The 24573-nt window shown below is 73.3% G+C and carries 23 protein-coding genes and 2 pseudogenes; 15 read left to right on the plus strand and 10 right to left on the minus strand.

The features are described from left to right. Positions 1-47 precede the first annotated feature (47 nt). The 5 genes from AB0M97_RS25955 to AB0M97_RS25975 all read left to right on the plus strand — a co-directional run bounded on the left by AB0M97_RS25955 (position 48) and on the right by AB0M97_RS25975 (position 6233). Complete coding sequence (locus AB0M97_RS25955) at positions 48-557, plus strand: flavin reductase family protein (protein ID WP_365963388.1); 510 nt, start codon at positions 48-50, stop codon at positions 555-557. Positions 558-789: 232 nt separating this feature from the next. Continuing rightward, positions 790-1578 (plus strand): electron transfer flavoprotein subunit beta/FixA family protein, encoded by a 789-nt coding sequence (locus AB0M97_RS25960; protein WP_365963389.1) that lies wholly within the window; start codon positions 790-792, stop codon positions 1576-1578. Positions 1579-1630: 52 nt separating this feature from the next. Then, positions 1631-2593: an electron transfer flavoprotein subunit alpha/FixB family protein gene (locus AB0M97_RS25965; RefSeq protein ID WP_365963390.1), complete on the plus strand. Its 963-nt coding sequence runs from the start codon at positions 1631-1633 to the stop codon at positions 2591-2593. A 209-nt stretch (positions 2594-2802) separates the two neighbouring features. Beyond that, positions 2803-4107, plus strand: coding sequence for an aldolase/citrate lyase family protein (locus tag AB0M97_RS25970; protein WP_365963391.1), 1305 nt, complete (start codon positions 2803-2805; stop codon positions 4105-4107). A gap of 113 nt (positions 4108-4220) precedes the next feature. After that, positions 4221-6233 (plus strand): protein kinase, encoded by a 2013-nt coding sequence (locus tag AB0M97_RS25975; protein WP_365963392.1) that lies wholly within the window; start codon positions 4221-4223, stop codon positions 6231-6233. Here the strand turns inward: AB0M97_RS25975 and AB0M97_RS25980 are convergent. Together AB0M97_RS25980 and AB0M97_RS25985 are read right to left on the minus strand one after the other, a co-directional pair. Then, the gene (locus tag AB0M97_RS25980) at positions 6179-6973 is read right to left on the minus strand and encodes a hypothetical protein (protein ID WP_365963393.1); all 795 of its coding nucleotides are present in this window, start codon (positions 6971-6973) and stop codon (positions 6179-6181) included. The genes AB0M97_RS25975 and AB0M97_RS25980 overlap by 55 nt on opposite strands. 7 nt (positions 6974-6980) lie before the next feature. Then, the gene (locus AB0M97_RS25985; RefSeq protein ID WP_365963424.1) at positions 6981-8030 is read right to left on the minus strand and encodes a LacI family DNA-binding transcriptional regulator; all 1050 of its coding nucleotides are present in this window, start codon (positions 8028-8030) and stop codon (positions 6981-6983) included. Positions 8031-8245: 215 nt separating this feature from the next. Between AB0M97_RS25985 and AB0M97_RS25990 the strand changes: the two genes are divergently transcribed. From AB0M97_RS25990 to AB0M97_RS26000, 3 genes are all read left to right on the plus strand, one after another. After that, positions 8246-9190: an ROK family protein gene (locus AB0M97_RS25990; RefSeq protein ID WP_365963394.1), complete on the plus strand. Its 945-nt coding sequence runs from the start codon at positions 8246-8248 to the stop codon at positions 9188-9190. Between the two features lie 113 nt (positions 9191-9303). Beyond that, the gene (locus tag AB0M97_RS25995; protein WP_365963395.1) at positions 9304-9498 is read left to right on the plus strand and encodes a hypothetical protein; all 195 of its coding nucleotides are present in this window, start codon (positions 9304-9306) and stop codon (positions 9496-9498) included. A gap of 143 nt (positions 9499-9641) precedes the next feature. Further along, positions 9642-10715 (plus strand): NUDIX domain-containing protein, encoded by a 1074-nt coding sequence (locus tag AB0M97_RS26000; RefSeq protein ID WP_365963396.1) that lies wholly within the window; start codon positions 9642-9644, stop codon positions 10713-10715. A gap of 3 nt (positions 10716-10718) precedes the next feature. Here the strand turns inward: AB0M97_RS26000 and AB0M97_RS26005 are convergent, their stop codons facing one another. Then, positions 10719-11435, minus strand: coding sequence for an MBL fold metallo-hydrolase (locus tag AB0M97_RS26005; protein WP_365963397.1), 717 nt, complete (start codon positions 11433-11435; stop codon positions 10719-10721). A 76-nt stretch (positions 11436-11511) separates the two neighbouring features. Next, the gene (locus AB0M97_RS26010) at positions 11512-12867 is read right to left on the minus strand and encodes a dipeptidase (protein ID WP_365963398.1); all 1356 of its coding nucleotides are present in this window, start codon (positions 12865-12867) and stop codon (positions 11512-11514) included. Between the two features lie 226 nt (positions 12868-13093). On the opposite strand from AB0M97_RS26010, the gene AB0M97_RS26015 reads away from it, so the two are divergent. After that, entirely contained in the window at positions 13094-14332 is a 1239-nt protein-coding gene (locus tag AB0M97_RS26015) for a geranylgeranyl reductase family protein (RefSeq protein ID WP_365963399.1), read from the plus strand. A gap of 130 nt (positions 14333-14462) precedes the next feature. Next, a pseudogene (locus AB0M97_RS26020) lies at positions 14463-14974 on the plus strand (response regulator transcription factor); the annotation flags it as partial. Between the two features lie 164 nt (positions 14975-15138). Here AB0M97_RS26020 and AB0M97_RS26025 read toward each other — a convergent pair. Further along, positions 15139-16620, minus strand: a complete 1482-nt coding sequence (locus AB0M97_RS26025) for an MFS transporter (RefSeq protein ID WP_365963400.1) — start codon at positions 16618-16620, stop codon at positions 15139-15141. 86 nt (positions 16621-16706) lie between these two features. Between AB0M97_RS26025 and AB0M97_RS26030 the strand changes: the two genes are divergently transcribed. Beyond that, positions 16707-17111: a MarR family transcriptional regulator gene (locus tag AB0M97_RS26030; RefSeq protein ID WP_365963401.1), complete on the plus strand. Its 405-nt coding sequence runs from the start codon at positions 16707-16709 to the stop codon at positions 17109-17111. Between the two features lie 9 nt (positions 17112-17120). Here AB0M97_RS26030 and AB0M97_RS26035 read toward each other — a convergent pair whose 3' ends face one another. The 3 genes from AB0M97_RS26035 to AB0M97_RS26045 all read right to left on the minus strand — a co-directional run bounded on the left by AB0M97_RS26035 (position 17121) and on the right by AB0M97_RS26045 (position 19370). After that, on the minus strand, positions 17121-17870 hold the full coding sequence (locus AB0M97_RS26035) for a maleylpyruvate isomerase family mycothiol-dependent enzyme (protein WP_365963402.1): 750 nt from the start codon (positions 17868-17870) through the stop codon (positions 17121-17123). Positions 17871-18042: 172 nt separating this feature from the next. Further along, a complete protein-coding gene (locus tag AB0M97_RS26040; RefSeq protein WP_365963403.1) occupies positions 18043-18243 on the minus strand; it encodes a cold-shock protein in 201 nt (66 codons plus the stop codon). Between the two features lie 278 nt (positions 18244-18521). Then, positions 18522-19370, minus strand: a complete 849-nt coding sequence (locus tag AB0M97_RS26045; RefSeq protein WP_365963404.1) for an alpha/beta fold hydrolase — start codon at positions 19368-19370, stop codon at positions 18522-18524. A 299-nt stretch (positions 19371-19669) separates the two neighbouring features. Here AB0M97_RS26045 and AB0M97_RS26050 point away from each other — a divergent pair, with 299 nt between their 5' ends. From AB0M97_RS26050 to AB0M97_RS26060, 3 genes are all read left to right on the plus strand, one after another. After that, positions 19670-19933 (plus strand): GlsB/YeaQ/YmgE family stress response membrane protein, encoded by a 264-nt coding sequence (locus AB0M97_RS26050; protein ID WP_365963405.1) that lies wholly within the window; start codon positions 19670-19672, stop codon positions 19931-19933. A gap of 138 nt (positions 19934-20071) precedes the next feature. Next, a complete protein-coding gene (locus tag AB0M97_RS26055; protein WP_365963406.1) occupies positions 20072-20962 on the plus strand; it encodes an SDR family oxidoreductase in 891 nt (296 codons plus the stop codon). A 54-nt stretch (positions 20963-21016) separates the two neighbouring features. Then, on the plus strand, positions 21017-21184 hold the full coding sequence (locus AB0M97_RS26060) for a hypothetical protein (protein WP_365963407.1): 168 nt from the start codon (positions 21017-21019) through the stop codon (positions 21182-21184). A gap of 77 nt (positions 21185-21261) precedes the next feature. Here the strand turns inward: AB0M97_RS26060 and AB0M97_RS26065 are convergent, their stop codons facing one another. After that, positions 21262-22422 carry an MFS transporter gene (locus tag AB0M97_RS26065; protein ID WP_365963425.1) on the minus strand — a complete coding sequence of 387 codons (1161 nt, stop codon included), beginning with the start codon at positions 22420-22422 and terminating at the stop codon, positions 21262-21264. Between the two features lie 293 nt (positions 22423-22715). Between AB0M97_RS26065 and AB0M97_RS26070 the strand changes: the two are divergent. Next, a pseudogene (locus tag AB0M97_RS26070) lies at positions 22716-22850 on the plus strand (ABC transporter substrate-binding protein); the annotation flags it as partial. A gap of 99 nt (positions 22851-22949) precedes the next feature. Here the strand turns inward: AB0M97_RS26070 and AB0M97_RS26075 are convergent. Continuing rightward, positions 22950-24404, minus strand: coding sequence for a glyceraldehyde-3-phosphate dehydrogenase (locus AB0M97_RS26075; protein WP_365963408.1), 1455 nt, complete (start codon positions 24402-24404; stop codon positions 22950-22952). Positions 24405-24573 lie beyond the last annotated feature (169 nt).

Consider the following 24573-nt stretch of genomic DNA (forward strand, 5'->3'; position numbering starts at 1 on the left):
CTGAGCAGCCAAGGACCCGCTCGTCGCCTCCCCCGAAGGACAACTCCGTGACGGCCACGCCCGATCTCGTCACCCACCGGACCGCCTCCCCCGAACTGCTCCGCTCCGTCTTCCGGCGCCACGCGGCCGGAGTCGCGGTGATCACCGCGCAGTCCGGCACCGGCCCGGTCGGCTTCACCGCCACCTCGCTGACCTCCGTGTCCGCCGAACCCCCGATGATCTCGTTCGGTGTCGGCACCGGTGCCTCCAGCTGGCCCGCGATCTCCACGACCGACCACGTCGGCGTCCACATACTCGGCGAGCACCAGCAGGAGCTGGCCGCCACCTTCGCCCGCAGCGGTGCCGACCGGTTCGGCCCGCCCACCGTCTGGCGGGAGGGTCCCGAGGGGGTCCCCCTGCTCGACGGCGTCCTCGCCTGGCTGGTGTGCCGGGTGGTGGCGCGGGTGCCGGCGGGCGACCACCGCGTCGTCCTCGCCGAGGTCACCCTCGGCGATCCCTCGGGCCTCGGCCGGCCCCTCGTCCACCACCAGGGGCGCTTCACCGGACTGCGCGACTGAGGCCCCGCCGGGCCGCTGGTCCCGCTGCTGCGTGACGGTCCGGTTCCGGTTACGCTGCGTTGCACAGGTCACAGTTCAAAGCGCTTGCTTAGCGGGCAGGAACTGAGTGTACTGACGAGTAATGTTTCGGGCCGGAGCGCGGGTCGCCCCGACCGGGACCAGCCGCTTGAGGCGCGCCTATGCTGCCTGCAAGCAGGCAGCCGAGAAATGACGATGCAGTAGGAGAGCCGGCGTGAGCTTGAGGATCGTTGTCACTGTGAAGTACGTGCCCGACGCCACTGGCGACCGGCACTTCGCCGATGACCTGACCGTCGACCGGGACGACGTGGACGGTCTGCTCTCCGAGCTGGACGAGTACGCGGTCGAGCAGGCGCTGCAGATCTCCGAGAACTCCGACGACGACGTCGAGGTCACCGTCCTGACCGTCGGCCCCGAGGACGCCAAGGACGCGCTGCGCAAGGCGCTGTCCATGGGCGCCGACAAGGCCGTCCACGTCGAGGACGACGACCTGCACGGCACCGACGCCATCGGCACCTCCCTGGTGCTGGCCAAGGCGATCGAGAAGGCCGGTTACGACCTGGTGATCTCCGGCATGGCCTCCACCGACGGCACCATGGGCGTCGTCCCGGCCCTGCTCGCGGAGCGCCTCGGCGTCCCGCAGGTCACCCTGCTCTCCGAGGTCTCCGTCGAGGACGGCACGGTCAAGGGCCGCCGCGACGGCGACGCCGCGTCCGAGCAGCTCGAGGCCTCCCTGCCGGCCGTCGTGTCGGTCACCGACCAGTCGGGCGAGGCGCGCTACCCGTCCTTCAAGGGCATCATGGCGGCCAAGAAGAAGCCGGTGGAGTCCTGGGACCTGTCCGACCTCGACATCGAGGCGGAGGAGGTCGGCCTGGAGGGCGCCTACACGGTGGTCGACGGCGCGGCCGAGCGTCCGGCCCGTACGGCCGGCACGATCGTCAAGGACGAGGGCGAGGGCGGCAAGCAGCTCGCCGAATTCCTCGCGGGCCAGAAGTTCATCTGAGCCCCGGTTCGCCGACCGCCCCCTCTACTTTTCCGAGCAGGAGAGCAATCCCATGGCTGAAGTTCTCGTCTACGTCGACCACGTGGACGGCGCCGTCCGCAAGCCCACCCTGGAGCTGCTGACCCTGGCCCGCCGGATCGGCGAGCCGGTCGCCGTCGCCCTCGGCAACGGCGCCGCCGACACCGCCGCCGCCCTCGCCGAGCACGGCGCCGTGAAGGTCCTCACCCACGACGCCGCCGAGTACGCCGAGTACCTGGTCGTGCCGAAGGTGGACGCGCTGCAGGCCGCCTACGAGGCCGTGTCCCCGGCCGCCGTCCTGGTCCCGTCCTCCGCCGAGGGCAAGGAGATCGCCGCGCGTCTGGCGCTGCGCATCGGCTCCGGCATCATCACCGACGCCGTCGACCTGGAGGCCGGTGACGAGGGCCCGGTGGCCACCCAGTCGGTGTTCGCCGCCGCGTTCACCACCAAGTCCCGGGTCTCCAAGGGCACCCCGGTCATCACGGTCAAGCCGAACTCCGCCGCGGTCGAGGCCGCCCCGGCCGCCGGCGCGGTCGAGGCGCTGTCCGTGACCTTCTCCGACAAGGCCACCGGCACGAAGATCACCGGCCGTACGCCGCGTGAGTCGACCGGCCGCCCGGAGCTGACCGAGGCCGCGATCGTGGTCTCCGGCGGCCGTGGCGTGAACGGCGCGGAGAACTTCGCGATCATCGAGGCGCTCGCCGACTCGCTCGGCGCGGCCGTCGGTGCCTCGCGTGCCGCCGTCGACGCCGGCTGGTACCCGCACACCAACCAGGTGGGCCAGACCGGCAAGTCCGTGTCGCCGCAGCTGTACATCGCCTCCGGCATCTCCGGCGCGATCCAGCACCGCGCCGGCATGCAGACCTCGAAGACCATCGTGGCGATCAACAAGGACGCCGAGGCCCCGATCTTCGACCTGGTCGACTACGGCGTCGTCGGCGACCTGTTCGACGTCGTGCCGCAGCTCACCGAGGAGATCAAGGCCCGCAAGGGCTGATCGCCCCCGGCGCGTCGAAGGCCCCCGTGACCCGCGCGGTCACGGGGGCCTCGCGCGCTGCCCGGCCGCGGCCCGCCGCCTGGCCCGGCCGCGTGCCGAGGTGCGCGGCGGACCGGGACGTAAGACGGTGTTGACCAGGCGGAAGCTCGCCGGATAACTTCGCTCTACGGATTGTTGATTCCGTACAGCGGAAAACTGGAGGGTGTGGGATGGGTCAGGGCCAGCAGGAGACCGTGGCGACGAGCCTCGCGGGCGCCGTGCGTGAAGAGATCAGTGCCTCCCTCGCGCCGGTCGACGCCGAGCTGGAGCGCCGCTACCCCGGCGACCCCGGCACCCGCCAGCCCGTCCACACGGTGTACGTCTCCGGCGACCGCTTCACCGCCGAAACGATCCGCTCCTGGGGCGACCAGGCCCTCGCCCTCCTTGACGAACACGCCCCGGACGCGGCCTCCTTCGCCGCCGTCCTCGGCCTGTCCCGCGAACTCGCCGAGCCCGTGTACGGGCGCGTGCGCGCCAAGCTGGAACGCGAGCCCGTCGAGGACCTCCGCGTCGACTTCGAGGACGGCTACGGCAACCGCCCGGACGCCGAGGAGGACGAGGCCGCCGCCCGAGCGGCCCGCCTGATCGCCGAGGCGTACGAGACCGGCACCGCGGCCCCGTACATGGGCATCCGCATGAAGTGCATGGAGGCGCCGGTACGCGACCGCGGCATCCGCACCCTCGACATCTTCCTCACCGGCCTGATGGAGTCCGGCGGACTGCCCGACGGCCTGGTCCTCACCCTGCCCAAGGTGACGTACCCCGAGCAGGTCACCGCCATGGTGCGGCTCCTGGAGGCCTTCGAGGAGGCGCGCGGCCTCCCGCCCGGCCGGATCGGCTTCGAGATCCAGATCGAGACCAGCCAGTCCATCCTCGCCGCCGACGGCACCGCCGCCGTCGCCCGCATGATCCAGGCCGCTGAGGGCCGCGCCACCGGACTGCACTACGGCACCTTCGACTACAGCGCCTGCCTCGGCGTCTCCGCCGCCCACCAGGCCGGCGACCACCCGGCCGCCGACCACGCCAAGGCGGTCATGCAGGTCGCCGCCGCGGGCACCGGCGTACGCGTCTCGGACGGCTCCACCAACGTCCTGCCCGTCGGCCCCACCCCGAAGGTCCACGACGCCTGGCGGCTGCACTACGGCCTCACCCGCCGCGCCCTGGCCCGCGCCTACTACCAGGGCTGGGACATGCACCCCGGCCACATCCCCACCCGGTACGCCGCCGTCTACGCCTTCTACCGCGAGGGCTTCGAGCAGGCCGCCGGCCGCCTCGCCCGCTACGCCGGCCGCACCTCCGGCGACGTCATGGACGAGCCCGCCACCGCCAAGGCCCTCAGCGGCTACCTGCTGCGCGGCCTGGACTGCGGCGCCCTCGACATCGCCGAGGTCGCCCGGCTGACCGGCCTGACCCGCGCCGATCTGGAGGCCTACGCGGCACCCCGGCGCGGCGACCTCACCGTCTCCGCCACCTAGCGGAGCCGCCACCGCCGGCACCACCCAACGGCCCCGTCACTGCTGCCCCTTAGGCTGTACGCCGCACGCAACACGCGTCGCGAATGTCACAGGTGTCACAGAACGGGGCTGCGGTGTCTTCGGGGGAGTACGGACAGACAGACGGACCCGGTCGGCTGCTCGCGGGGCGCTACCGCGTCACGGAGCAGCTCGGCCGCGGCGGCATGGGAGTGGTCTGGCGGGCCAGGGACGAGGTGCTCGGCCGCGAGGTCGCCGTCAAGGAACTGCGCACCTACACCGACGCCGACGGGCCCGAACTGGCCGACCTGCGGCTGCGGATGCAGCGCGAGGCACGCGCCGCGGCCCGGGTGCGCCACCCCGGCGTCATCGCCGTCCACGACGTGACCGAGGTCGACGGCCGCCCGCTGATCGTCATGGAACTCGTCGACGGGCCGTCCCTCGACGACGTGCTGCGCGACCGCGGCCCCCTCGACCCGCGCGAGGCCGCCGCCATCGGCGCCGAGGTCATGGACGCGCTGGCCGCCGCGCACCGCGTCGGCGTCCTGCACCGCGACGTCAAGCCCGGCAACATCCTGCTGGAGCGCTCCGGGCGCGTCGTCCTCACGGACTTCGGCATCGCCACGATGGACGACCCGGGCGACGGCGCGGCCACCCACCTCACCCGCAGCGGCGAACTCGTCGGCTCCCTCGACTACCTCGCGCCCGAGCGCGCCCAGGGTGCCCAGCCGGGCGCCGCCTCCGACGTGTGGGCGCTCGGCGCCACGCTGTACGCGGCCGTCGAGGGCGCCTCGCCGTTCCGCCGTACGTCGACCTTCTCCACGCTCACCGCGATCGTCACCGACCCGCTGCCCGAACCCCGCCGCGCCGGTCCGCTCGGCCCCGTCCTGCGGCAGCTGATGGACAAGCGCCCCGAGTCCCGCCCCGACGCCGACGGGGCCCGCGTCCTGCTCCAGACCGTCGCGGACGGCGGCCACCCCGACCTGCCGGCCTCACCGCCGCACGGCCCGGCGTCGACCCCCTTCCGCGCGGCGACGGAACTCGGTGTCCCGTCGATTCCCCCGGGCTTCGGACCGCCGCAGGGTGCGGTGGCCGACGGGGGGTCGTCGGTGCCGGGGGCGTACGGGCCGGGACACGTCGAGCCCGGGGCGCGGGGCGCGGGCAGCGCAGCGCACTGGGCGAGCGGGCCTGCCGGGCACGGCTCGCCGGGCCACGCCGGACACGGAGGGCCGGGCCACCCCGGACACGGGGCCCACAGCCACGCCGGACAGGGGTCGCCGGGCCACGCCGGGCATGGAGCGCACAGCCACGCCGGACACGTGCCAGGCCAGGCGGGACACGGCCCGCAAGGCCACGCCGCCCCGCAGACCCCCGGCCCGGCCGGACCCGGTGCCGTTCCGCCCGGCGGAACCTCCGCACCCACGTCCGCCGCCCCCGCCCCGCGCCCCCGCAAGGCCCGCGCGCTGCTCGCCGCCGCTGCCGTCACCGTGGTTCTCGTCGCCACCGGCGTCGCGGTCGCCGTCCTGAACACCTCCGGCGAGGCCGAAGCCGGTGCGAGCGTGGGCGGGTCCGGTGTCACCGCCACGGCCACTGCCGACCCGGACCGTACCCGCGGCGAGCTGTCCGGCGACCCCGAGCCGAGCGGCCGGGGCGAGCGGAAGAAGACCCGGGAGCCGTCCCGGACACCCGACGGCAAGGGCGAGAGCAGCCCCGAGGACAAGCCCGCCGCCAAGCGGCCCGACAAGGCGGGCGGTGGCACGGACGGCGGCTCCGGAAGCGACGGCGGTACGACAGGCGGCGGTACGACAGGCGGCGGTACGACGGGCGGCGGGACGACCACGCCCCCGCCCGCGTGCACCCCGATCGGCGGCGGCAAGTACAACTGCCAGGTCTGGCGCACCGCCAAGTCCTACACCGCGGAAGGCGCCGAGGTCGGTGTGCTCAACGCCGGCACCAACTACTTCTACTGCCAGCAGAACCTGGGCCGCCGCGAGACCTACGGCGAGTGGACCAACGTGTGGTGGGCGAAGACGGACGACGACAGCGGCAACGCGGGCGTCTTCGTCAGCGACGTCTACGTCCAGGGCGGCGACAACGACGCGCCGGTCCCGGGGCTGCCCGTGTGCTGAGCCCGCACGTACCGCTCCAGCCCCGACGCGGTGACCAGCCGCTCCTCGGCGAACAGCCGCGTGCCCCGCTCGCACCGCCACCGGTCGGCGCGGGCCCGCGCGCAGAACTCCTCGGGCGTCGCCCCGAACAGCTCCCGCAACCGGGGCCGCCCGGCCAGGAGTTCGCCGAGCAGCGGGCGCTGGCCGGGATGGGTGCGCGGGGTGCCGGTGCCGTTGTGCAGGACGCCGTGCCGGTTCACGTACACGTACGCGCCGGGCAGCAGGGTGCCGTCGGCGAGTTCGATCCGTACGCCGGGGGCGGGCAGCCAGGCGCGGTCGTAGTTGCCGCCGGGCAGCGGTACGCCCTCACTCGCGTCGATCACCTCCAGCTGCCGGGTGTCGAGCCAGATGAGGAACAGCTCCCGTACGGCCGTGGGGGCGGCGAACGGGGAGGCGGACACGTACCCCATGCGGCTCACGTGCGCCGAGACGCCCACGTCGAGGCCGGTGACCCGGGCCCGGACCATCGGGATCGGCGAGACGATGCCGAACTCGGCGGTCTTGTGCCGCAGTTGGGCCGGGCAGGCGTTGGAGCCGACGGCGAGGACCGGGGCCCGGTCCTTGTGCACCAGGCGGTCCAGCGGCAGCAGCCGGTCGCCGTCCAGCAGGGCGGAGTCCGCCGGCCACGTCCCGGGATAGAGCAGCGGATGGTCGCGCGGCGCCTCGGCCAGGCCCAGGGCCTCCAGCGTGCGGTCGTCCATGCGCCGCTCAGTCCGCCGGGGGCAGCTCGCCCGAGCCGCGGGTGATCAGCCGGGTCGGCAGTTCGATGCGGTCGGGTGCGACCAGGGTGCCGTCCAGCTGCTGGAAGAGACGCTCGGCGGCGGTGCTGCCGAGCGCCGCGGCGTCCTGGGCGACGACGGTGACGCCCGGCTGGAGCAGGTCGGCGAGCTCGATGTCGTCGAAGCCGACGAGGGCGACGGGCCGGGGGTGCTCGGCGAGCACCCGGATCACGGTGACGGTCACCCGGTTGTTGCCGGTGAAGACCGCGGTCACCGGGTGCGGCCCGGACAGCATCTCCTCGGCCGCCCGCCGCACCCGCACGGGGTCGGTGACGCCGAGGGACATCCAGGAGGCGTCGACCGGTATCCCGGCGTCCTCCATGGCCGCCCGGTAGCCGCGCAGCCGCTCCGCGGCGGTGTGGATGCGGGGCATGTCGCCGATGAAGCCGATGCGGCGGTGCCCGTGGGCGATCAGGTGGGCGACGCCGCCGCGGGCGCCGCCGAAGTTGTCCGACAGGACGACGTCCGCGTCGATCCGCCCGGCCGGGCGGTCCACGAACACCGTGGCGACACCGGCCCTGAGTTCCGGCTCCAGGTACCGGTGGTCGTCGCCCGCCGGGATCACGACCAGGCCGTCCACCCGCCGCGCGCACAGCGCCAGCACCAGCTCCTGCTCCCGGTCCGGGTCCTCCGCACTGGAGCCGTTGATGAGCAGCGCGCCGTGGGCCCGCGCCACCTCCTCGACCGCGCGGCTGAGCGGCCCGTAGAACGGGTCGGCGAGGTCCTCCAGCACCAGGCCGATGCTCGCCGTGCGGCCCTTGCGCAGCACCCGCGCGCTGTCGTTGCGGCGGAAGCCGAGCGCGTCGATGGCCTCCTGGACGCGGCGCTCGGTGTCCGGCGTGACGCCCGGCTCGCCGTTGACCACGCGCGAGACCGTCTTCAGCCCCACTCCGGCCCGGGCGGCCACGTCCTTCATGGTCGGACGATTGCCGTAGCGGCTTCCGGGGAGGCGGTCGGCTCGGCGGGGCGTCTCGGGCACGATGCGGGTGTCCTGTTCCTGTCGTCCGCACGGGATGCGGCGGTCCATGGGCTTGTATGAGGATGTGGCGTCGAGCATAGAGCCTGGACAACGTTGTCAAATGCGGGAGACACTGTCCACCGCACTCTCCGGCCCGCGCCCCTGCGCGCGACCGGCCTGCTGCTTTCCCATTTTTCGCGACGCTTTCGCACGGTGGACGGGGAGATCCGACTCTGATGCACACCAACCTCGTGGCCGCGCTCGACATCGGCGGCACCAAGATCGCCGGCGCCCTGGTGGACGGCCACGGCGAGATCCTGGTGCGGGCCCAGCGCGCCACGCCCGCGCGGGAGGACGGCGACACCGTGATGCGGGCCGTGGAGGACGTGCTCGGCGAGCTGGCCGCGTCCCCGCTGTGGACGCGCGCCTCGGCCGTCGGCATCGGCAGCGCGGGCCCGGTGGACGCCTCAGCGGGCACCGTCAGCCCGGTCAACGTACCCGGCTGGCGCGACTATCCGCTGGTCCGGCGGGTGCGCGCCGTCACCGGTGACCTGCCCGTCGAGCTGATCGGCGACGGCGTCGCGATCACGGCCGCCGAGCACTGGCAGGGCGCGGCCCGCGGCCACGACAACGCGCTGTGCATGGTGGTCTCGACGGGCGTCGGTGGCGGCCTGGTCCTGAACGGGCGGCTGCATCCCGGACCCACCGGCAACGCCGGTCACATCGGCCACATCAGCGTCGACCTGGACGGCGACCCCTGCCCGTGCGGTTCGCGCGGCTGCGTGGAGCGCCTCGCGAGCGGCCCGAACATCGCCCGCCGCGCCCTGGAGGGAGGCTGGCGTCCCGGCCCCGACGGCGACACCTCCGCCGCCGCGGTGGCCGCCGCCGCGCGGGCCGGTGACCCGGTCGCGGTGGCCTCCTTCGAGCGGGCGGCGCAGGCGCTGGCCGCCGGGATCGCGGCCACCGCGACCCTGGTCGAGATCGACATCGTGGTGATCGGCGGAGGGGTGGGCAAGGCGGGCGACGTCCTGTTCACCCCGCTCCGCAGCGCGCTCGGCCGGTACGCGACGCTGTCCTTCGTCCGGCGCCTGACGGTGACACCGGCCCGGACGGGCACGGACGCGGGCCTGGTGGGGGCGGCGGCAGCGGCGCTGTCGGGACGGGCCGTGGCGGGGGTGTAGAGCCGCCCGGCTCGGGGGCGGGGCGCGGCTGGGGGCGCCTTCCGGCGCCGCCAGGAGGTCACGCCCGGGTGAGCGGTGCGTGACTCCTGGAGCGCCGCGCAGTTGAGTACGGCATGAAGAAGCGCAGCATGCTCGCCATCGCCTCCCTCGCCGCCGGTTTCGTCGTCGCGGCCGTCACCCCGTCCCACGCCGAGGGCCTGTCCGCGCTCGGTGATCTCGACGTGGACCGCACCCTCGGCTCCGCCCAGGATCTCGTCGCCCAGGACAGCCTGACCGGGGTCGAGGACGCCCTCGACGGCGAGGACTGACGGGTCCCCTCCCGGCCGGGCGGCGCCGGTGCCCCGTGACCACGGGGACCGGCGCCGTCGGCATGTGCGCCCTCAACTGCGGCTGGTTTCCGTGGCAGGGTGGAGCGGGCAAGCCACAGGGGGCCAACTCAAGAGGGGGAAACGTGATCGTCTGGATCAACGGGACGTTCGGTGCGGGAAAGACCACCACCGCACGGGAACTGATCGAACTGATCCCGAACAGCACGCTCTTCGACCCCGAGGTCGTCGGCGGAGCGCTCGCGCACCTGCTGCCGGCCAAGCACCTCGCCGAGGTCGGCGACTTCCAGGACCTCCCGATCTGGCGGCGTCTCGTGATCGACACGGCGGCCGCGATGCTCGCCGAACTCGGCGGCACCCTCGTGGTGCCCATGACCCTGCTGCGCCAGGAGTACCGCGACGAGATCTTCGGCGGCCTCGCCGCCCGCCGCATCCCCGTCCGGCATGTGCTCCTGGCCCCGGCGGAAACGATCCTGCGCCGGCGTATAGCCGACCGGGAGATCCCCCCGGACCTCCCCGACGGGGAGATACGCGTGCGGCAGTGGTCCTACGACCACATCGAGCCGTACAAGGCCGCGCTCGCCTCCTGGCTCACCACCGACGCCTATCCGGTCGACACCAGCGCGCTCACCCCGTACGAGACGGCCGTGCGGATCGCCGAGGCCGTCGCCGGGGGCGCCGTGCCGGCCTGCGACATCGTGCAGACTCCGGAGCCGACCGCGGAGACCCTGGCCGCGGGCGTCCTCCTCTTCGACGAGCGGGACCGGGTGCTGCTCGTGGACCCCACCTACAAGGCCGGCTGGGAGTTCCCCGGCGGTGTCGTCGAACCCGGCGAGGCACCCGCCCGCGCCGGGATGCGCGAGGTCGCCGAGGAGACCGGCATCCGCCTCGACGACGTACCCACCCTGCTCGTCGTGGACTGGGAGCCGCCCGCGCCACCCGGCTACGGCGGTCTGCGCCTGCTCTTCGACGGCGGCCGGCTCGCCTCCGCGGACGCCGCCCGCCTCCTGCTGCCCGGACCCGAGCTGCGCGACTGGCGCTTCGTCACCGAACAGGAGGCCGCCGAACTGCTCCCGCCCGTCCGCCACGAACGGCTCCGCTGGGCCCTGCGGGCCCGGGAACGCGGGGCCGCGCTGTACCTGGAGGCGGGCGTGCCCACGCCGTACGCCGACGAGGCCGGCGCAGCGGAGCGGGCCTGAAGGTCAGTCCGGCGCCCCGGCGGTCTCGGCCGCTCGTCCGATCGCTTCGGCCGCCCCGCCGAGGACCGGGTCCCCGTGGCCGAAGCACGCCACGTCCGCGCCCAGCGCCGCCAGCCGGTGGCACGCCGCGAGGACCCGGCCGCGGTCCAGGTTGAACACGCCCGGCATGACCGTGCCGTCCAGCGGCGACGCGGCCACGGTGTCGCCCGTGAACAGCACGCCGTGGCCCGGCAGATGGAGCGCGATGCTGCCCTCGGTGTGACCGGGAACGTGCACGACACGCGCCCCGCCGCCCACGTCGAGGACGTCACCGTCGGCCAGTTCGGTGACCCGCCGCGGGCGGGGGAAGTCCCCCTGCGGGAGATGCTTGACGGCCTCCGCGTGGATCGGCAGCTCCCAGTCCTCGAACACCGGCGGCGGACCGGGGGCCTCACCCCGTACGAAGGGCGCGTCCAGGCCGTGCGCCAGGACCTCGGCGCCCGTCAGCGCCGCGAACTCGGCCGCCCCGCCCACGTGGTCCTCGTGGAAGTGCGTCAGGACGACACGGCGCACCGAGCGCGGATCCCGGCCCAGCTCCCTGACCGCCCCGGCGATCCGCCCGCCGGCTCCGGGCGGCCCGGCGTCGATCAGCGTCGACTCGTCGCCGTCCCGCCACAGATACGCCTGGCCGACCGGGAAACGCAGCAGATGGAGCCGGGGAAGCAGCTCGATGACGTCCATGGCACGAACGTAGCCGGGCCCCCCGCCCGCGGGCAGGGGCCTCTGCCGTGGGCAGAACGCGGGGCGGCCGGGCAGGTCAGCCCGCCGCGTAGTTCCGCAGGAACAGCGCCTCCGTCACCGACAGGCGCTCCAACTCCTGCGGCGACACGCTCTCGTTCACCGCGTGGATCTGCGCCTCCGGCTCGCTCAGGCCGATCAGCAGGATCTCCGCGTCCGGGTACAGCGAGGCCAGCGTGTTGCACAGCGGTATCGAGCCGCCCTGACCCGCGTACTGCATCTCCTCACCCGGGTACGCCACCGCCATCGCGTCCGCCATCGCCCGGTACGCCGGGCTGGTCGGGTCCGCGCGGAACGGCTGGCCCTGGCCGACCTGCTCCACCCGCACCCGCGCACCCCACGGCGTGTGCGACTCCAGGTGCGCCTGGAGCAGCTTCGTCGCCTGCGCCGCGTCCACGCCCGGCGGCACCCGCAGGCTGACCAGCGCGCGGGCGCTCGCCTGCACCGACGGCGTGGCACCCATCACCGGCGGGCAGTCGATGCCGATGACCGTGACCGCCGGGCGCGCCCAGATGCGGTCGGCGACCGTGCCGGAGCCGATCAGCTCCACGCCGTCCAGCACCTTCGCGTCCCTGCGGAACTGCGCCTCGTCGTACTGCAGTCCCTCCCACGAGGATCCCCCGGCCAGCCCGTCGACGGTCGTCGAGCCGTCCTCGGCGCGCAGCGAGTCCAGGACGCGGATCAGCGCCGCCAGCGCGTCGGGGGCCGCGCCGCCGAACTGCCCGGAGTGCAGGTTGCCCTCCAGGGTGTCGACCTGGACGCGGACCATCGTCATGCCGCGCAGGGCCGTGGTGACCGTCGGCAGGCCGACGCGGAAGTTCCCGGAGTCACCGACGACGATCGCGTCGGCCCGCAGCAGCTCGGGGTGCTGCTCCGCGTACCGCTCAAGGCCGCCCGTGCCCTGCTCCTCGGAACCCTCGGCCACCACCTTGACGTGCACCGGCACGCCGCCCGTCGCCTTCAGCGCGCGCAGCGCCAGCAGGTGCATGATGACGCCGCCCTTGCAGTCGGCGGCGCCGCGCCCGTACCAGCGGCCGTCGCGCTCGGTCAGCTCGAACGGCGCGGTGGCCCAGCCCGCCTCGTCCAGCGGCGGCTGCACGTCGTAGTGGGCGTACAGCAGCACCGTGCGGGCACCCTCCGGACCGGGCAGATGGCCGTACACCGACTGCGTGCCGTCCGGGGTGTCCAGCAGCGCCACGTCCTCGAAGCCCTCCGCGCGCAGCGCGTCGGCCACCCACCGCGCGGCGCCCTCGCTCTCGCTGCGCGGGAACTGGTCGAAGTCCGCCACCGACTTGAAGGCCACCAGCTCGGTGAGCTCCGCCTTCGCCCTCGGCATCAGGGAGGCGACGGTCTCGGCGACCGGATTCGACGACATGGGCACGCTCCTCGTGGGTGCGACGTTGTACGGATGCTCACGTGTGGTGCGCGTGATCGCGCGGTCGCACGCCCTCCCGTGGCCGGGGGGCGCACGCTGCCGATCCTCCCACAGCGACCTGCGGCGACGACCGCCGTAGGATGCGGGAGACATGGGGTCCCCCCTGCTCGAGCGGCGCCGGAGCGCGGGGGAGCGGCAGGCGGCTGATCGGGAGCAGTAGACCATCGTGAGCAGCGAGCACTCTTCGGCGGACGACGTGCGGCAGGTGTGGGACGTCGTCGTGGTGGGCGCGGGACCCGCCGGGGCATCGGCCGCCTACGCGGCGGCGGTGGCGGGGCGCCGCGTGCTGGTGCTGGAGAAGGCCGAGCTGCCCCGGTACAAGACGTGCGGCGGAGGCATCATCGGCCCCTCGCGCGACGCGCTGCCGCCCGGTTTCGAGCTGCCGTTCCGGGACCGGGTGCACGCGGTGACGTTCTCGCACAACGGCCGCTTCACCCGCACCCGCCGCTCCCGGCAGATGCTGTTCGGGCTCGTCGACCGTCCCGAGTTCGACCAGCAACTCGTCGAGCACGCGCAGAAGGCGGGCGCCGAGCTGCGTACGGGCGTCACCGTCCAGCGCGTCGAGCAGCACGGCTCGGCCGTCCCGGACCGGCGCACGGTCGCCGTGGTCCTCCAGGGCGGCGAGACGGTGCTGGCGCGGGCGGTGGTCGGCGCGGACGGCAGCGCCAGCCGCATAGGGGCGCACGTCGGGGTGAAGCTCGACCAGGTCGACCTCGGTCTGGAGGCGGAGATCCCCGTCCCGGACACCGTGGCCGAGGACTGGAAGGGCCGCGTCCTCCTCGACTGGGGCCCCATGCCCGGCAGTTACGGCTGGGTGTTCCCCAAGGACGGCACACTGACGGTCGGCGTGATCTCCGCGCGCGGCGAGGGTGCCGCCACCAAGCGCTACCTGGAGGACTTCATCGGCCGGCTCGGCCTGGCCGGTTTCGAGCCGAGCATCTCCTCCGGGCACCTGACCCGCTGCCGTGCCGACGACTCCCCGCTGTCGCGCGGCCGGGTGCTGGTGTGCGGGGACGCGGCGGGGCTGCTGGAGCCGTGGACCCGGGAGGGCATCTCCTTCGCGCTGCGGTCGGGACGGCTCGCCGGCGAGTGGGCGGTGCGGATCGCCGAGGCGCACGACGCGGTGGACGCCCGCCGTCAGGCCCTCAACTACGCCTTCGCCGTCAAGGCGGGCCTCGGCGTCGAGATGAGCGTCGGCAAGCGGATGATGGCGCTCTACGAGCGGCGCCCCGGGCTGCTCCACGCCCTGCTGACCGGCTTCCGGCCCGCCTGGCGGGCGTTCAAGGACATCACCCAGGGGTCGACGTCGCTGGGCGAGATCGTCCGCGGCCATCCGCTGGCCCAGCGCGCCCTGACCATGGTGGACCGGGGTCCGGTGGGCAGGGGGACGGGCGCGGGCTCCTGACCGCCGGTGCCGGCCGGGGGCCGGTCGCCTTGCCGCGTGGCGCCCGTGACCGGCTGAGGAAGGCGACCGGGGACAGGCCCGGGCGGGACGACGTACTCCCCGGGGAGTACGTGCGGTCACCACGCGCGGGCTGATGGACATCCGCATGCCGGTGCTGGACGGTCTGGCGGCGGCGCGCGGCATCACCGGCGACGAGGCGCTGGGGGACGTGAAGGTGGTGATGCTGACCACCTTCGAACTGGACGAGTACGTCTTCGAGGCGATCCGCTCCGGCGCCTCGGGCTTCCTGGTGAAGGACACCGAGCCCGACGAACTCCTGCGCGCGGTACGGGCCGTGGTGCACGGCGACGCGCTGCTCTCGCCCGGGGTGACCCGCCGGCTGATCGCCGAGTTCGCGGCCCGCTCCAAGGAACCCGCCGCGGCCGACGCGCTCGCCGGACTCACCGAGCGGGAACGGGAGGTGACGCCCTGGTGGGCATCGGCCTGTCCAACGACGAGATCGCCCGCCGCCTGGTCGTCAGCCCCCTCACCGCCAAGACCCACGTCAGCCGCACCATGGTGAAACTGGGCGCCCGCGACCGGGCCCAACTAGTGGTCCTGGCCTACGAGTCGGGGTTGGTACGGCCGGGGTGGCTGGGCTGAGCGGAGCCCTCACCGACCTCACCGGACGGGGGTGCGGCCGACGGAGGGAGCAAGTCGCCTGCTGGACGGTCGTGTGCCTGAAGGGCGAGCCGCTGATCTTTTTGGACAGTGGTGGGCCCGGCGGGCAAGCAGTCCCCGCCGGGCCCACCAGGGGAGGCGTCCCCCTAGTCGCGGACCGGCACCGGCTCCGCGTGCGCCTCCGGGAGAGGGGACCTGGCGACCGTGATCGTGCGGCCCGGGCGGCGGGTGCGCAGGCCGGTGAGGGTGATGAGCAGGCCGGCGACGGCGACCAGGGTCACCACCACCAGGCCGGGACGGTAGCTGTCGAGGACACCCTGCGGCGTGGGGTTCTCCGGGGCGTTCGCCGTGATCACCGCCGTCACCACGGCGAGGAAGATCGCGCCGCCCACCTGGACCGACGTGTTGAGCAGGCCGGAGACCATGCCCTGCTCGTGCTCGCCGACGCCGTTCGTGGCCTGGACGTTGAGCGACGGGAAGGTCAGCGCGAAGCCGGAACCGACCAGCAGCATCGTCGGCAGGATCACCGCCGCGTACACCGGGTCGAGGTCGACGCGCAGGAACAGGACGTAGCCGGTCACCATGAAGGCGAAGCCCACCACGATCAGCCGCGCGGTGCCGAACCGGTCGATGACGGTGCCCACCTTGGTCGCGGACAGCGCCACCAGCGCGCCCGCCGGCAGGAACGCCAGCGCCGTCTGCAGCGCCGACCAGCCCAGCAGCGACTGCAAGTACAGCGTGACCAGGAACTGGAACCCGAAATAGCTGCCGACGAACGTCAACGCGCCGAGCTGCGCCCGGACCTGCGGGCCGGACCGCAGCACCCCGAGCCGGACCAGCGGGCTCGCGCTGCGCCGCTCCACGGTGACGAACGCCACCAGCAGGGCGGCGACGGCCGCGAAGGACAGGACCGTGCGCGCCGAGGTCCAGCCCGTCTCGGGCGCCTGGACGACGGTGAACACCAGCAGCAGCATCGACGCGGTGCCGAGCACGGCGCCCGGGATGTCGTAGCCGCCCGTGCTCTTCTCGCGCCGGGTGTGCGGCAGCAGCTTGATGCCCGCGAACAGGGCGATGAGGGCGATGGGGGCGGGCAGCAGCATCGTGAGCCGCCAGCTGGCCTCGGTCAGCAGGCCGGAGAACACCAGCCCCATCGAGTAGCCCGTGGCGCCGCAGGTGGTGTAGATGGACAGGGCCCGGTTGCGCAGCGGGCCCTCGGGGAAGGTCGTGGTGATGATCGACAGGCCGGCCGGTGCCGTGAAGGCGGCGCTCAGGCCCTTGATGAAGCGGCTGGCGATCAGCAGCGGGCCGGAGTCGACGAGCCCGCCCAGCAGTGAGGCCAGGGCGAACACCGCCAGCGCCACGAGGAAGACCCGGCGCCTGCCCAGCAGGTCGGCGGCGCGTCCGCCGAGCAGGAGCAGGCCGCCGTAGCCCAGGATGTAGCCGCTGATGATCCATTGCAGGGACGAGGTGGACAGGCCGAGGTCGGCGCCGATCGACGGCAGCGCGACGCCGACCATGGACACGTCGAGGGCGTCCAGGAACATCGCGGCGCAGAGCACGAGCAGGCTGCCCCACAGCCGGGGGGTCCAACGGCCCTCGGCCGTGGGGTGGGTGAGCGGAGAGGTCATGACCGAGAGGCTACATGCATACGCATCCAATGCAAGCGCATTTAATTCAGATGCAAAGAAATGGCCGCTCTGCTACGGTGCGCCCCATGGCGGCGAAGAAGGCCGAGCAGGCCCTCGTGGCACAGTGGCGGGACATCCTCGCGCTGCACGCGCGCACGCAGTGCGAACTCGACCGTGTCCTGAACCAACACGGCTTGTGCGCCAGTGACTTCGAGGTGCTCGACGTCCTCGCGGAGGGCCGCTCCTCGGACGGCGCCGGCTCCTACCGCGTGCAGGAGATCTCCGAACGCGTCCACCTCAGCCAGAGCGCCCTGTCCCGTCTGATCGCCCGGCTGGAGAGGGACGGCCTCGTGGCGCGCTGCGCCTGCCCCGAGGACCGCAGGGGCGTACGCGTGGCGCTCACCCCGCGGGGACGCGCCCTGCACGGCAGGGTGCTGCCGCTCCAGCGCGCCGTACTGACCCGGATGCTCGCCGACGACCGGGCGGGCTGAACGGCCCGCTCAGACGATCGCCGACCTCTCCTGCCACAGCGCGGCGAGGGAGCGGTCACCGGACACGCTCGGCACCGGCAGCCGGTTCCACAGGGCCAGGTACAACTGGCCGGCCGGACCGGACAGTTCGCAGTCGGCGTCGGCGGAGTCGTTCGGCGTGGCCACGGGCGGCTCGGCGGACAGCCGTACGGTCCACACCGCGTCCGTGTCCGTCGCGCGCACCCGCAGCACGCGGGGCTCGTCGGTGCGGACCCGGCTCTTGGGGCGGGCGTGGAAGCCGCGCAGCAACTCGTCGATGCCGTCCACCGCGAACTCCGCGCCGACCGGCGTGGGGGAGGACGGCGGCGCGGCCCCGGGCGCACCCTCCGCGTCGAAGCGGTGCACGGCCGTCTCGTGGGCCTGCCGCCGGGTCCAGAAGGCCAGTGGGGAGGGCGACGGCGCGGGGTGGAACGTCCACGCCCGTACGTCGGGCGGCGCGGCGGCCAGCGTCTTGACCAGGCCGCGGTGGCTGTCCCGGTACCAGGCGATCAGCTCGGCGCCGTCCAGCTCCGGGCCGTCCTCGATCCGGCGGGGCGAGGTGTGCTCCTCGGCGACGAAGGCCGCCGCCCAGCGGTGCACCGCGCCGGTGTGCCGCAGCAGGTCGCGCATCTTCCAGCCGGGGCAGGCCGGCACCTCGGCGCCGGTTCCGGCGCGCTCGGCCGCCGCGGCCAGCAAGGTGCCTTCCGCGTCGAGGACTTCGAGAAACCGGGCAGTCTCCATGCCGCCGAGTCTGCCCCATGGAGTGCGCTCCGGGGGAGAGGCGTCCCAGCAGGTGGGCGGGGCGGTGACGGGTGCGCGGGCCGGGTCCGGGGCGGACATGCCGATGGCCGGCGCCTTGCGGCGCCGGCCATCGGGTGCGTCATGAGGTGCGGTGGGCGTGCGCCCGTCCGTCTCAGAGGGCGCGGACGCGCGAGGCCTGCGGACCCTTGGGGCCCTGGACGACCTCGAACTCCACGGACTGGTTCTCCTCGAGGCTACGGAAGCCGTTGCCGTCGATCTCGGAGTAGTGGACGAAGACGTCCGGTCCGTCGGCGCGGGCGATGAAGCCGAAGCCCTTCTCCGCGTTGAACCACTTGACGGTGCCCTGAGTCATTTCTTGCTCCTTCAAAGGGGGCTGGATACGGGGAACCGCACCGTGCGGTGCCCCGGGTCGGTCTGGACGCGACTTCTCCAGTTCCCTGAAGCAAGGCGGCGCCCGCGACGGCGTTCTTCGCGAGCGTGCGGTGAAACACAGACACAAAAACCTCGACCGCCAAGGAGAACCAGGGCCCGCAGGGATTCATTCCCGGGCTGCCGGCGCATTGTCGCCAGGGGCGCGCGCGGCGTCCCACCTGGCCTGTCGGGCGGTGGGTGGTGCGGGTGGCGGATGGCTCACGCGGTGGGTGGGGTGCGGGTAGCGGTGGTTCGTGCGGCCGACGGGATCCGCACGGCGGCGGTCAGCACCGCGCGCACCTCTTCCACGACCGTCGTGTGCACGGGCAGCATCAGATGGCCCACGCCGTGCACGAGGACGTTGCGGGCCAGCAGGTCCGGGTGGTCCAGGCGGCCCCGGTCGGCGGGGACGACCGCCTCGTCCAGGTCGCTGTAGAAGGCGACGAACCGGCTGCGGCACCCGGCGCACGGCTCCGCCAGCTCGGCCAGAAGATCGCTGCCGGGCCGCAGCTGGCGCAGCGCGGGGTACGGCGGGGCCAGCAGTGCCATCGCCGTGCCGCTGTGCGGCGTCGCCAGCGTGATCACCAGGGACACATGGGCGTCGCCGCCGAGCCGCTGCACGTAGTACCGCGCGATCAGCCCGCCCAGGCTGTGCCCGACCAGGCACACGGGGCGCCCACCGGCCCGCTCGCGGACTCGTTCGACCTGCTCGCCGAGCGTGCGGGCGGCGGTGCGGATGTCCGGGTTGAACGGGCTGTACGTCGCGGTGAGGAAGGGGCCCGCGCCGCAGCCGCGCAGCCGGTCCTGCAGCCGTGTGAAGATCGACGCCCGGTCCGACAGCCCGTGCACGAAGATCACGGGGAGCCCCGGGACATCATCCGGGTCGCACCGGTCGCCGGCCGGCTCCTGCGCCCGTACGGCTGTGCCGAGCAGTGCAGCACACTGGCGCATCCCCCACAGGGCGAGGTCCAGGGGCAGTCCGGCCAGCCGCATCCCCACCCAACCGGTCTCCAGGGCCGCCCCCAGCAGGGTGGCGATCCCCGGAACGGGAAGGTGCGGTCCCCTCAACGGCTGCTCCCGGTACTCGTCGCCAGTTCTCGCTACTCAGTCGTGACCTCTCGTGCGGACGGCCTTCCGGCGTGGTCGGCGCGGTCGTCTCTCAGGCGCTCCGTGTACCCCGCCTGATCATCCCGAACCGGGACGGTGCGGGCATACGCCGAGCGACGCTCCCACAGGCCGTCACACCCGACCCGAGACCCTGCCGGACACGGCGCGCGATGCTCTGGCCACAGATTGCTGGGAGCTGGGGGGACTGGGACGGCGGGCGGCGGGAACCCGCCATGCCACCACAGTCCAAGTGAGGGGTCATGGAGATCTCAGGAATCATCAGCGCGATTGTCATCGGCATTGTCATAGGCCTGCTCGGCAGGCTCGTCGTCCCGGGACGCCAGCGCATCGGCATCCTGGCCACGATCCTGGTCGGCATCGTGGCGGCGTTCCTGGGTTCGGCCATCGCGGCGGCCTTCGGGGTCGCCGACACGAAGGGCGTCGACTGGGTCGAGTGGCTTTTCCAGATCGCCCTGGCCGCGCTCGGCGTCGTCGCCCTCGACCGGGTGAAGGTCCGCCGCTGACGCCGCCCGGCGTCCGCACGACTGCACAACAGCGAGATCACGGGGTGCGACCGAGGTTCCCGGCTCGCGGCGAGTGGCTCGCCGCGAGCCGGGAACCCGGCGTCGCGACCCCCTTCGTTCCGTGGTGAGGAGACCGACGTGACCGAGTCGCAGCGAAACCAGCAGAACCCGGTGACGCAGCATCCCCAGCCCGACTTCCCCGCGCAGGACCAGCCCCATCCGGGCTGGACGGGCCCGATGGACCCGCCGCCCGACCACGGCGAGGAGTCCTACCGCGGCTCCGGCCGGCTGGACGGCCGCAAGACCGTCATCACGGGAGGCGACTCCGGCATCGGCCGGGCGGTCGCCCTGGCCTTCGCCCGCGAGGGCGCCGACGTGCTGTTCACGTACCTCGACGAGGAGGCCGACGAGGCGCGCGAGACGTGCCGGCTGGTCGAGGACGCGGGCCGCAAGGCGGTCGCCGTCTCCTGCGACATCCGCGAGGAGGCCAACTGCCGGGCACTGATCGAACGGGCGGTCGCCGAGTTCGGCCGCATCGACGTCCTGGTGAACAACGCGGCCTACCAGATGTCGCAGCCGGACGGCATCGAGGCGATCACGACCGAGCAGTTCGACCGGGTCATGCGCACCAACCTCTACGGGATGTTCTGGCTGACGAAGTTCGCCCTGCCGCACATCCCCGAGGGCGGCAGCGTCATCAACTCCACATCGGTGCAGGCGTACAAGCCCAGTCCGCACCTGCTGGACTACGCGACGACGAAGGGCGCGATCGTCACGTTCACGCAGGGGCTCGCCCAGATGCTCGTGGACCGCGGCATCCGCGTCAACGCGGTCGCGCCCGGCCCGGTGTGGACGCCGCTGATCCCCTCGACGCTCCCGGACACGGAGGAGTTCGGCAAGCAGGCGCCGCTCGGCCGTCCGGCACAGCCCGCGGAGCTCGCCCCGGCGTACGTCTACCTCGCCTCGCAGGAGGCGAGCTTCATCACGGCGGAGATCCTCAACGCCACCGGCGGCACACCGCTGCCCTAGCGCACGGATGCCACCGGCGGCACACCGCTGCCCCAGCGCACCAGGGAGAGACCGATGACCGAGCACACCCCGTCCCAGGCCGAAGGCGAGCGAGACGACGGCCCCGCGACCGAGCGCTCCTACGACCCGCCCTGGACGACGCCGTCCCAGGCGGAGGGCGAGCGCGAGGACGAGACGAGCACGCCGGAGGAACGCCCGCTGCCCGGCCCGTCGGACCGGTGACCCCGGGCGCGGACGGCCGGCCCGCTGCGGAGGCAGCCGCGTCGCCGAACCCGCCCGGCGTCTCGCACCCCCGTCCGCTAAACCCGCCGCGTCGCCACCCCGATCACCGCCGCCACCGCCGCCAGCACGGCCACGCTGGTCAGGGCGGTGGGGAGGGAGAACCAGTCGGCCATGAACCCGATGGTCGGCGGGCCGAGGAGCATGCCGCCGTAGCCGAGGGTGGACGCCGTGGCGACGCCGCCGGGGCCCGCCAGCGCGCCGGCGCGTTCGACGGCCACCGGGAAGATGTTGGCCAGGCCCAGCCCGGTGACCGCGTACCCCAGCAGCGCGGGCCAGACCGAGGGGGCGAGTGAGCCGAGCAGCATGCCGGCCGCGGCGAGTGCGGCACCGCCGACGACAGTCGGGGTGCGCCCGAGGCGCTCCAGGAGGACCGTGCCGCTCAGGCGGCCCAGCGTCATGGTCAGCGCGAAGCAGGAGTAGCCCGCCGCCGCGAGGCCGGGGTGGGCGTCCAGGTCCTGTTCCAGGTGCAGCGCGCCCCAGTCGGCCATGGCGCCCTCGCCGTAGGCCGTGCACAGGGCGATCAGGCCGAAGACGATCACGAGGCCGCGGGTGCGGGTGTCCGGGCGGCGCGGCGCCGGCGTTCCGGCGCGTGGCCGGTCGGCCGGCACCGGAGGCTCGAGCCGCAGCAGGGCGCGCCCCGCGACGGCGGTGACGAGCAGGCCGACGGCCGTGAGGCCGAGCAGGTGACGGGCGGGGGAGAGGGAGCCCGCGACCAGGCCGCCGAGCCCCGCGCCGACCATGCCGCCCAGGCTGAAGGCGGCGTGGAAGCTCGGCATGATCGGTCGCCGCAGCGCGGCCACGAGGTCGACGGCGGCGCTGTTGAAAGCGACGTTGATACCGCCGTACGCGGCGCCGAAGATCAGCAGTACCGCGCCGAGGGCGAGCGCGGAGTGGGTGAGCGGGGGCAGCGCCACGCTGAGGGAGAGCAGCACCGCGCAGACCACGGTGACCGTGTGGTTGCCGTAACGGCGGCACAGCCGGCCTGTGAGGATCATCGTGATCACCGCCCCGGCGGAGACGCCGAGCAGCGCGAGGCCCAGCTCGGTGGCGGAGGCCTGCGTCTGCTGCTTGATGGCCGGGATGCGGACGACCCACCCGGCGAAGATGAAGCCGTCGAGGGCGAAGAAGGTGGTCAGGACGGTGCGGAGGCGGGTCAGGTCGCTGAGGGAGCCCGGCACGACGCTGTGCGAGCGGGCTTTGTTTATTTGCGGCACAAAGTCAGGCTAGGTCGCTCCCGAGGGTGGTGCAAGGGTGCCGGGAAGAGGGCGGGGGGCCGGTCGGCGGCACTCGGCGGTCCTGGATGGTGGTCCCGGGCGGACGCCGAGCGCGACGTCGACGGGGACGCCGAGCGCGACGTCAGAGGGGGCGCCGAAGGTGCGGCACACGGCGCGCAGCATCAGTCGGCGGTGCTCGCACGACCGCGTCGACCCCACCGGCCGCGCCCGCGCACACGGTCGTCCGGGTGCCGGTCAAGGACGGCGGACTCGCCGAGCCGCTCGCCGACGCGGTCAACGAGATCATCGACAACGGCACCTATGCGGAGGTGCTGGACCGCTGGGGCCTGCGCGCCGAGGCGGTAACGCAGCCGGAGGTCAACCCGCCCGGCTGCCGAAGGCCGCCGAGTGGCCCACCCCGGAGGGCAGTCATGGCCGGAGGGCCGGCCCGGCATGACGTCGGGCCGGCCCTCGGCGCGTCGGTGGCCCGGTCAGGCCGCCGGGGCCGGGAAGGTCGGGTACTCCACCCCGGAGACGTACTGGACGACCCGGACGACTTGGCAGGAGTAGCCGAACTCGTTGTCGTACCAGAGGTAGAGGATCGCGTTGTCGCCCTCCACCTTGGTGGCTCCGGCGTCGACGATCGAGGCCTTGCGTGAGCCGATGAAGTCGCTGGAGACGGCGTCGGGCGCGCTGATGAAGTCGATCTGGCGCTTGAGCGGCGAGGTCAGCGACACCTCGCGCAGGTACTCGAGGACCTCCTCGCGGGTGGTCTCCCGCGCGAGCTGGAGGTTGAGGATGGCGATCGAGACGTCCGGCACCGGGACGCGGATCGAGCTGCCGGTGATCTTCGCCTTCAGCTCGGGCAGCGCCTTGGCGACGGCGGAGGCGGCACCGGTCTCGGTGATGACCATGTTGAGCGGCGCGGAACGGCCCCGGCGGTCGGACTTGTGGTAGTTGTCCAGCAGGTTCTGGTCGTTCGTGAACGAGTGGACGGTCTCCACGTGGCCGCGCAGCACACCGTACTCGTCGGCCATCGCCTTCAGCGGCGGGACGATCGCGTTGGTGGTGCAGGACGCGCAGGACAGGATCGCCTCGTCCGGCTTCAGCGTCCCGTGGTTGACGCCGTGCACGATGTTGGGGACGTCGCCCTTGCCCGGCGCGGTCAGGACGACCTTGGCGACGCCGGGACGCAGGTGCTTCGACAGTCCTTCCCGGTCGCGCCACTTGCCGGTGTTGTCGATGAGGATCGCGTTCTTGATGCCGTACGCCGTGTAGTCGACCTGGGAGGGGTCGTCGGCGTGGATCACGCGGATCTCGTTGCCGTTGGCGACGATCGTGCTGTTGGCCTCGTCCACGGTGATCGTGCCCTGGAACTGGCCGTGCACCGAGTCGCGGCGCAGCAGTGAGGCACGCTTGACGAGGTCCTCGGCCGGCCGGCCGCCGTTGCCGCGCACGACGATGGCGCGCAGCCGCAGGCCGTTGCCCGAGCCGGCCTTCTCGATGAGGAGCCGGGCGAGCAGGCGGCCGATGCGGCCGAAGCCGTAGAGCACGACGTCGCGGGGCTCGCGGCGTTCGATCTTGTTGGCGCCGGTGGCCCCGGCGACGGCGTCGGCGGTGAACTCCTCGACTGTCAGACCCCGGTCGTCCGCCCGGTACGTCGCGGCCAGCATGCCGATGTCGATCTGGGAGGGGCCCAGGTCGAGCGTGGTGAGGGCCTTGAGGAACGGCAGGGTCTCGGTGACCGAGAGTTCCTCGCCCGCGATCTGCCGGGCGAACCGGTGGGTCTTGAGGATGCTGACCACCGACTTGTTCACCAGGGAGCGGCTGTGGAGGAGGACGGTGACGTCCCGCTCCCGGTGCAGCTTCCCGATGAGCGGGATCATCGACTCCGCGATCTCCTCGCGGTTCTTCCAGTTGGTGAACGAGTCCACGGTCGCAGTCACAGGTTCATCTTTCGAGCTAGGCGGTGCTCATATGTTAATCACCCGCCCTTTTGATCGATCAAGTGGGCCCCTCGGCTCAGGTGCCGTCGCGGCGGGGGAGGGGCGAGGGCTTGTTCCCACCGGGGTGGGCGCTTAGGGTCGGCCGGAGAGTGAAAGCGCTTTCTGCCGT

The organism is Streptomyces sp. NPDC051207, assembly GCF_040682395.1.
Taxonomy (GTDB): Bacteria; Actinomycetota; Actinomycetes; order Streptomycetales; family Streptomycetaceae; genus Streptomyces.

What these genes read in the sequence shown, in the direction of transcription:
- AB0M97_RS25965 (WP_365963390.1), top strand. Translation starts at nt 1,631, where the DNA reads ATGGCTGAAGTTCTCGTCTACGTCGACCACGTGGACGGCGCCGTCCGC.
- AB0M97_RS25970 (WP_365963391.1), top strand. Translation starts at nt 2,803, where the DNA reads ATGGGTCAGGGCCAGCAGGAGACCGTGGCGACGAGCCTCGCGGGCGCC.
- AB0M97_RS25980 (WP_365963393.1), bottom strand. Translation starts at nt 6,973, where the DNA reads ATGGACGACCGCACGCTGGAGGCCCTGGGCCTGGCCGAGGCGCCGCGC.
- AB0M97_RS25990 (WP_365963394.1), top strand. Translation starts at nt 8,246, where the DNA reads ATGCACACCAACCTCGTGGCCGCGCTCGACATCGGCGGCACCAAGATC.
- AB0M97_RS25995 (WP_365963395.1), top strand. Translation starts at nt 9,304, where the DNA reads ATGAAGAAGCGCAGCATGCTCGCCATCGCCTCCCTCGCCGCCGGTTTC.
- AB0M97_RS26005 (WP_365963397.1), bottom strand. Translation starts at nt 11,435, where the DNA reads ATGGACGTCATCGAGCTGCTTCCCCGGCTCCATCTGCTGCGTTTCCCG.
- AB0M97_RS26010 (WP_365963398.1), bottom strand. Translation starts at nt 12,867, where the DNA reads ATGTCGTCGAATCCGGTCGCCGAGACCGTCGCCTCCCTGATGCCGAGG.
- AB0M97_RS26025 (WP_365963400.1), bottom strand. Translation starts at nt 16,620, where the DNA reads ATGACCTCTCCGCTCACCCACCCCACGGCCGAGGGCCGTTGGACCCCC.
- AB0M97_RS26030 (WP_365963401.1), top strand. Translation starts at nt 16,707, where the DNA reads ATGGCGGCGAAGAAGGCCGAGCAGGCCCTCGTGGCACAGTGGCGGGAC.
- AB0M97_RS26035 (WP_365963402.1), bottom strand. Translation starts at nt 17,870, where the DNA reads ATGGAGACTGCCCGGTTTCTCGAAGTCCTCGACGCGGAAGGCACCTTG.
- AB0M97_RS26040 (WP_365963403.1), bottom strand. Translation starts at nt 18,243, where the DNA reads ATGACTCAGGGCACCGTCAAGTGGTTCAACGCGGAGAAGGGCTTCGGC.
- AB0M97_RS26050 (WP_365963405.1), top strand. Translation starts at nt 19,670, where the DNA reads ATGGAGATCTCAGGAATCATCAGCGCGATTGTCATCGGCATTGTCATA.
- AB0M97_RS26060 (WP_365963407.1), top strand. Translation starts at nt 21,017, where the DNA reads ATGACCGAGCACACCCCGTCCCAGGCCGAAGGCGAGCGAGACGACGGC.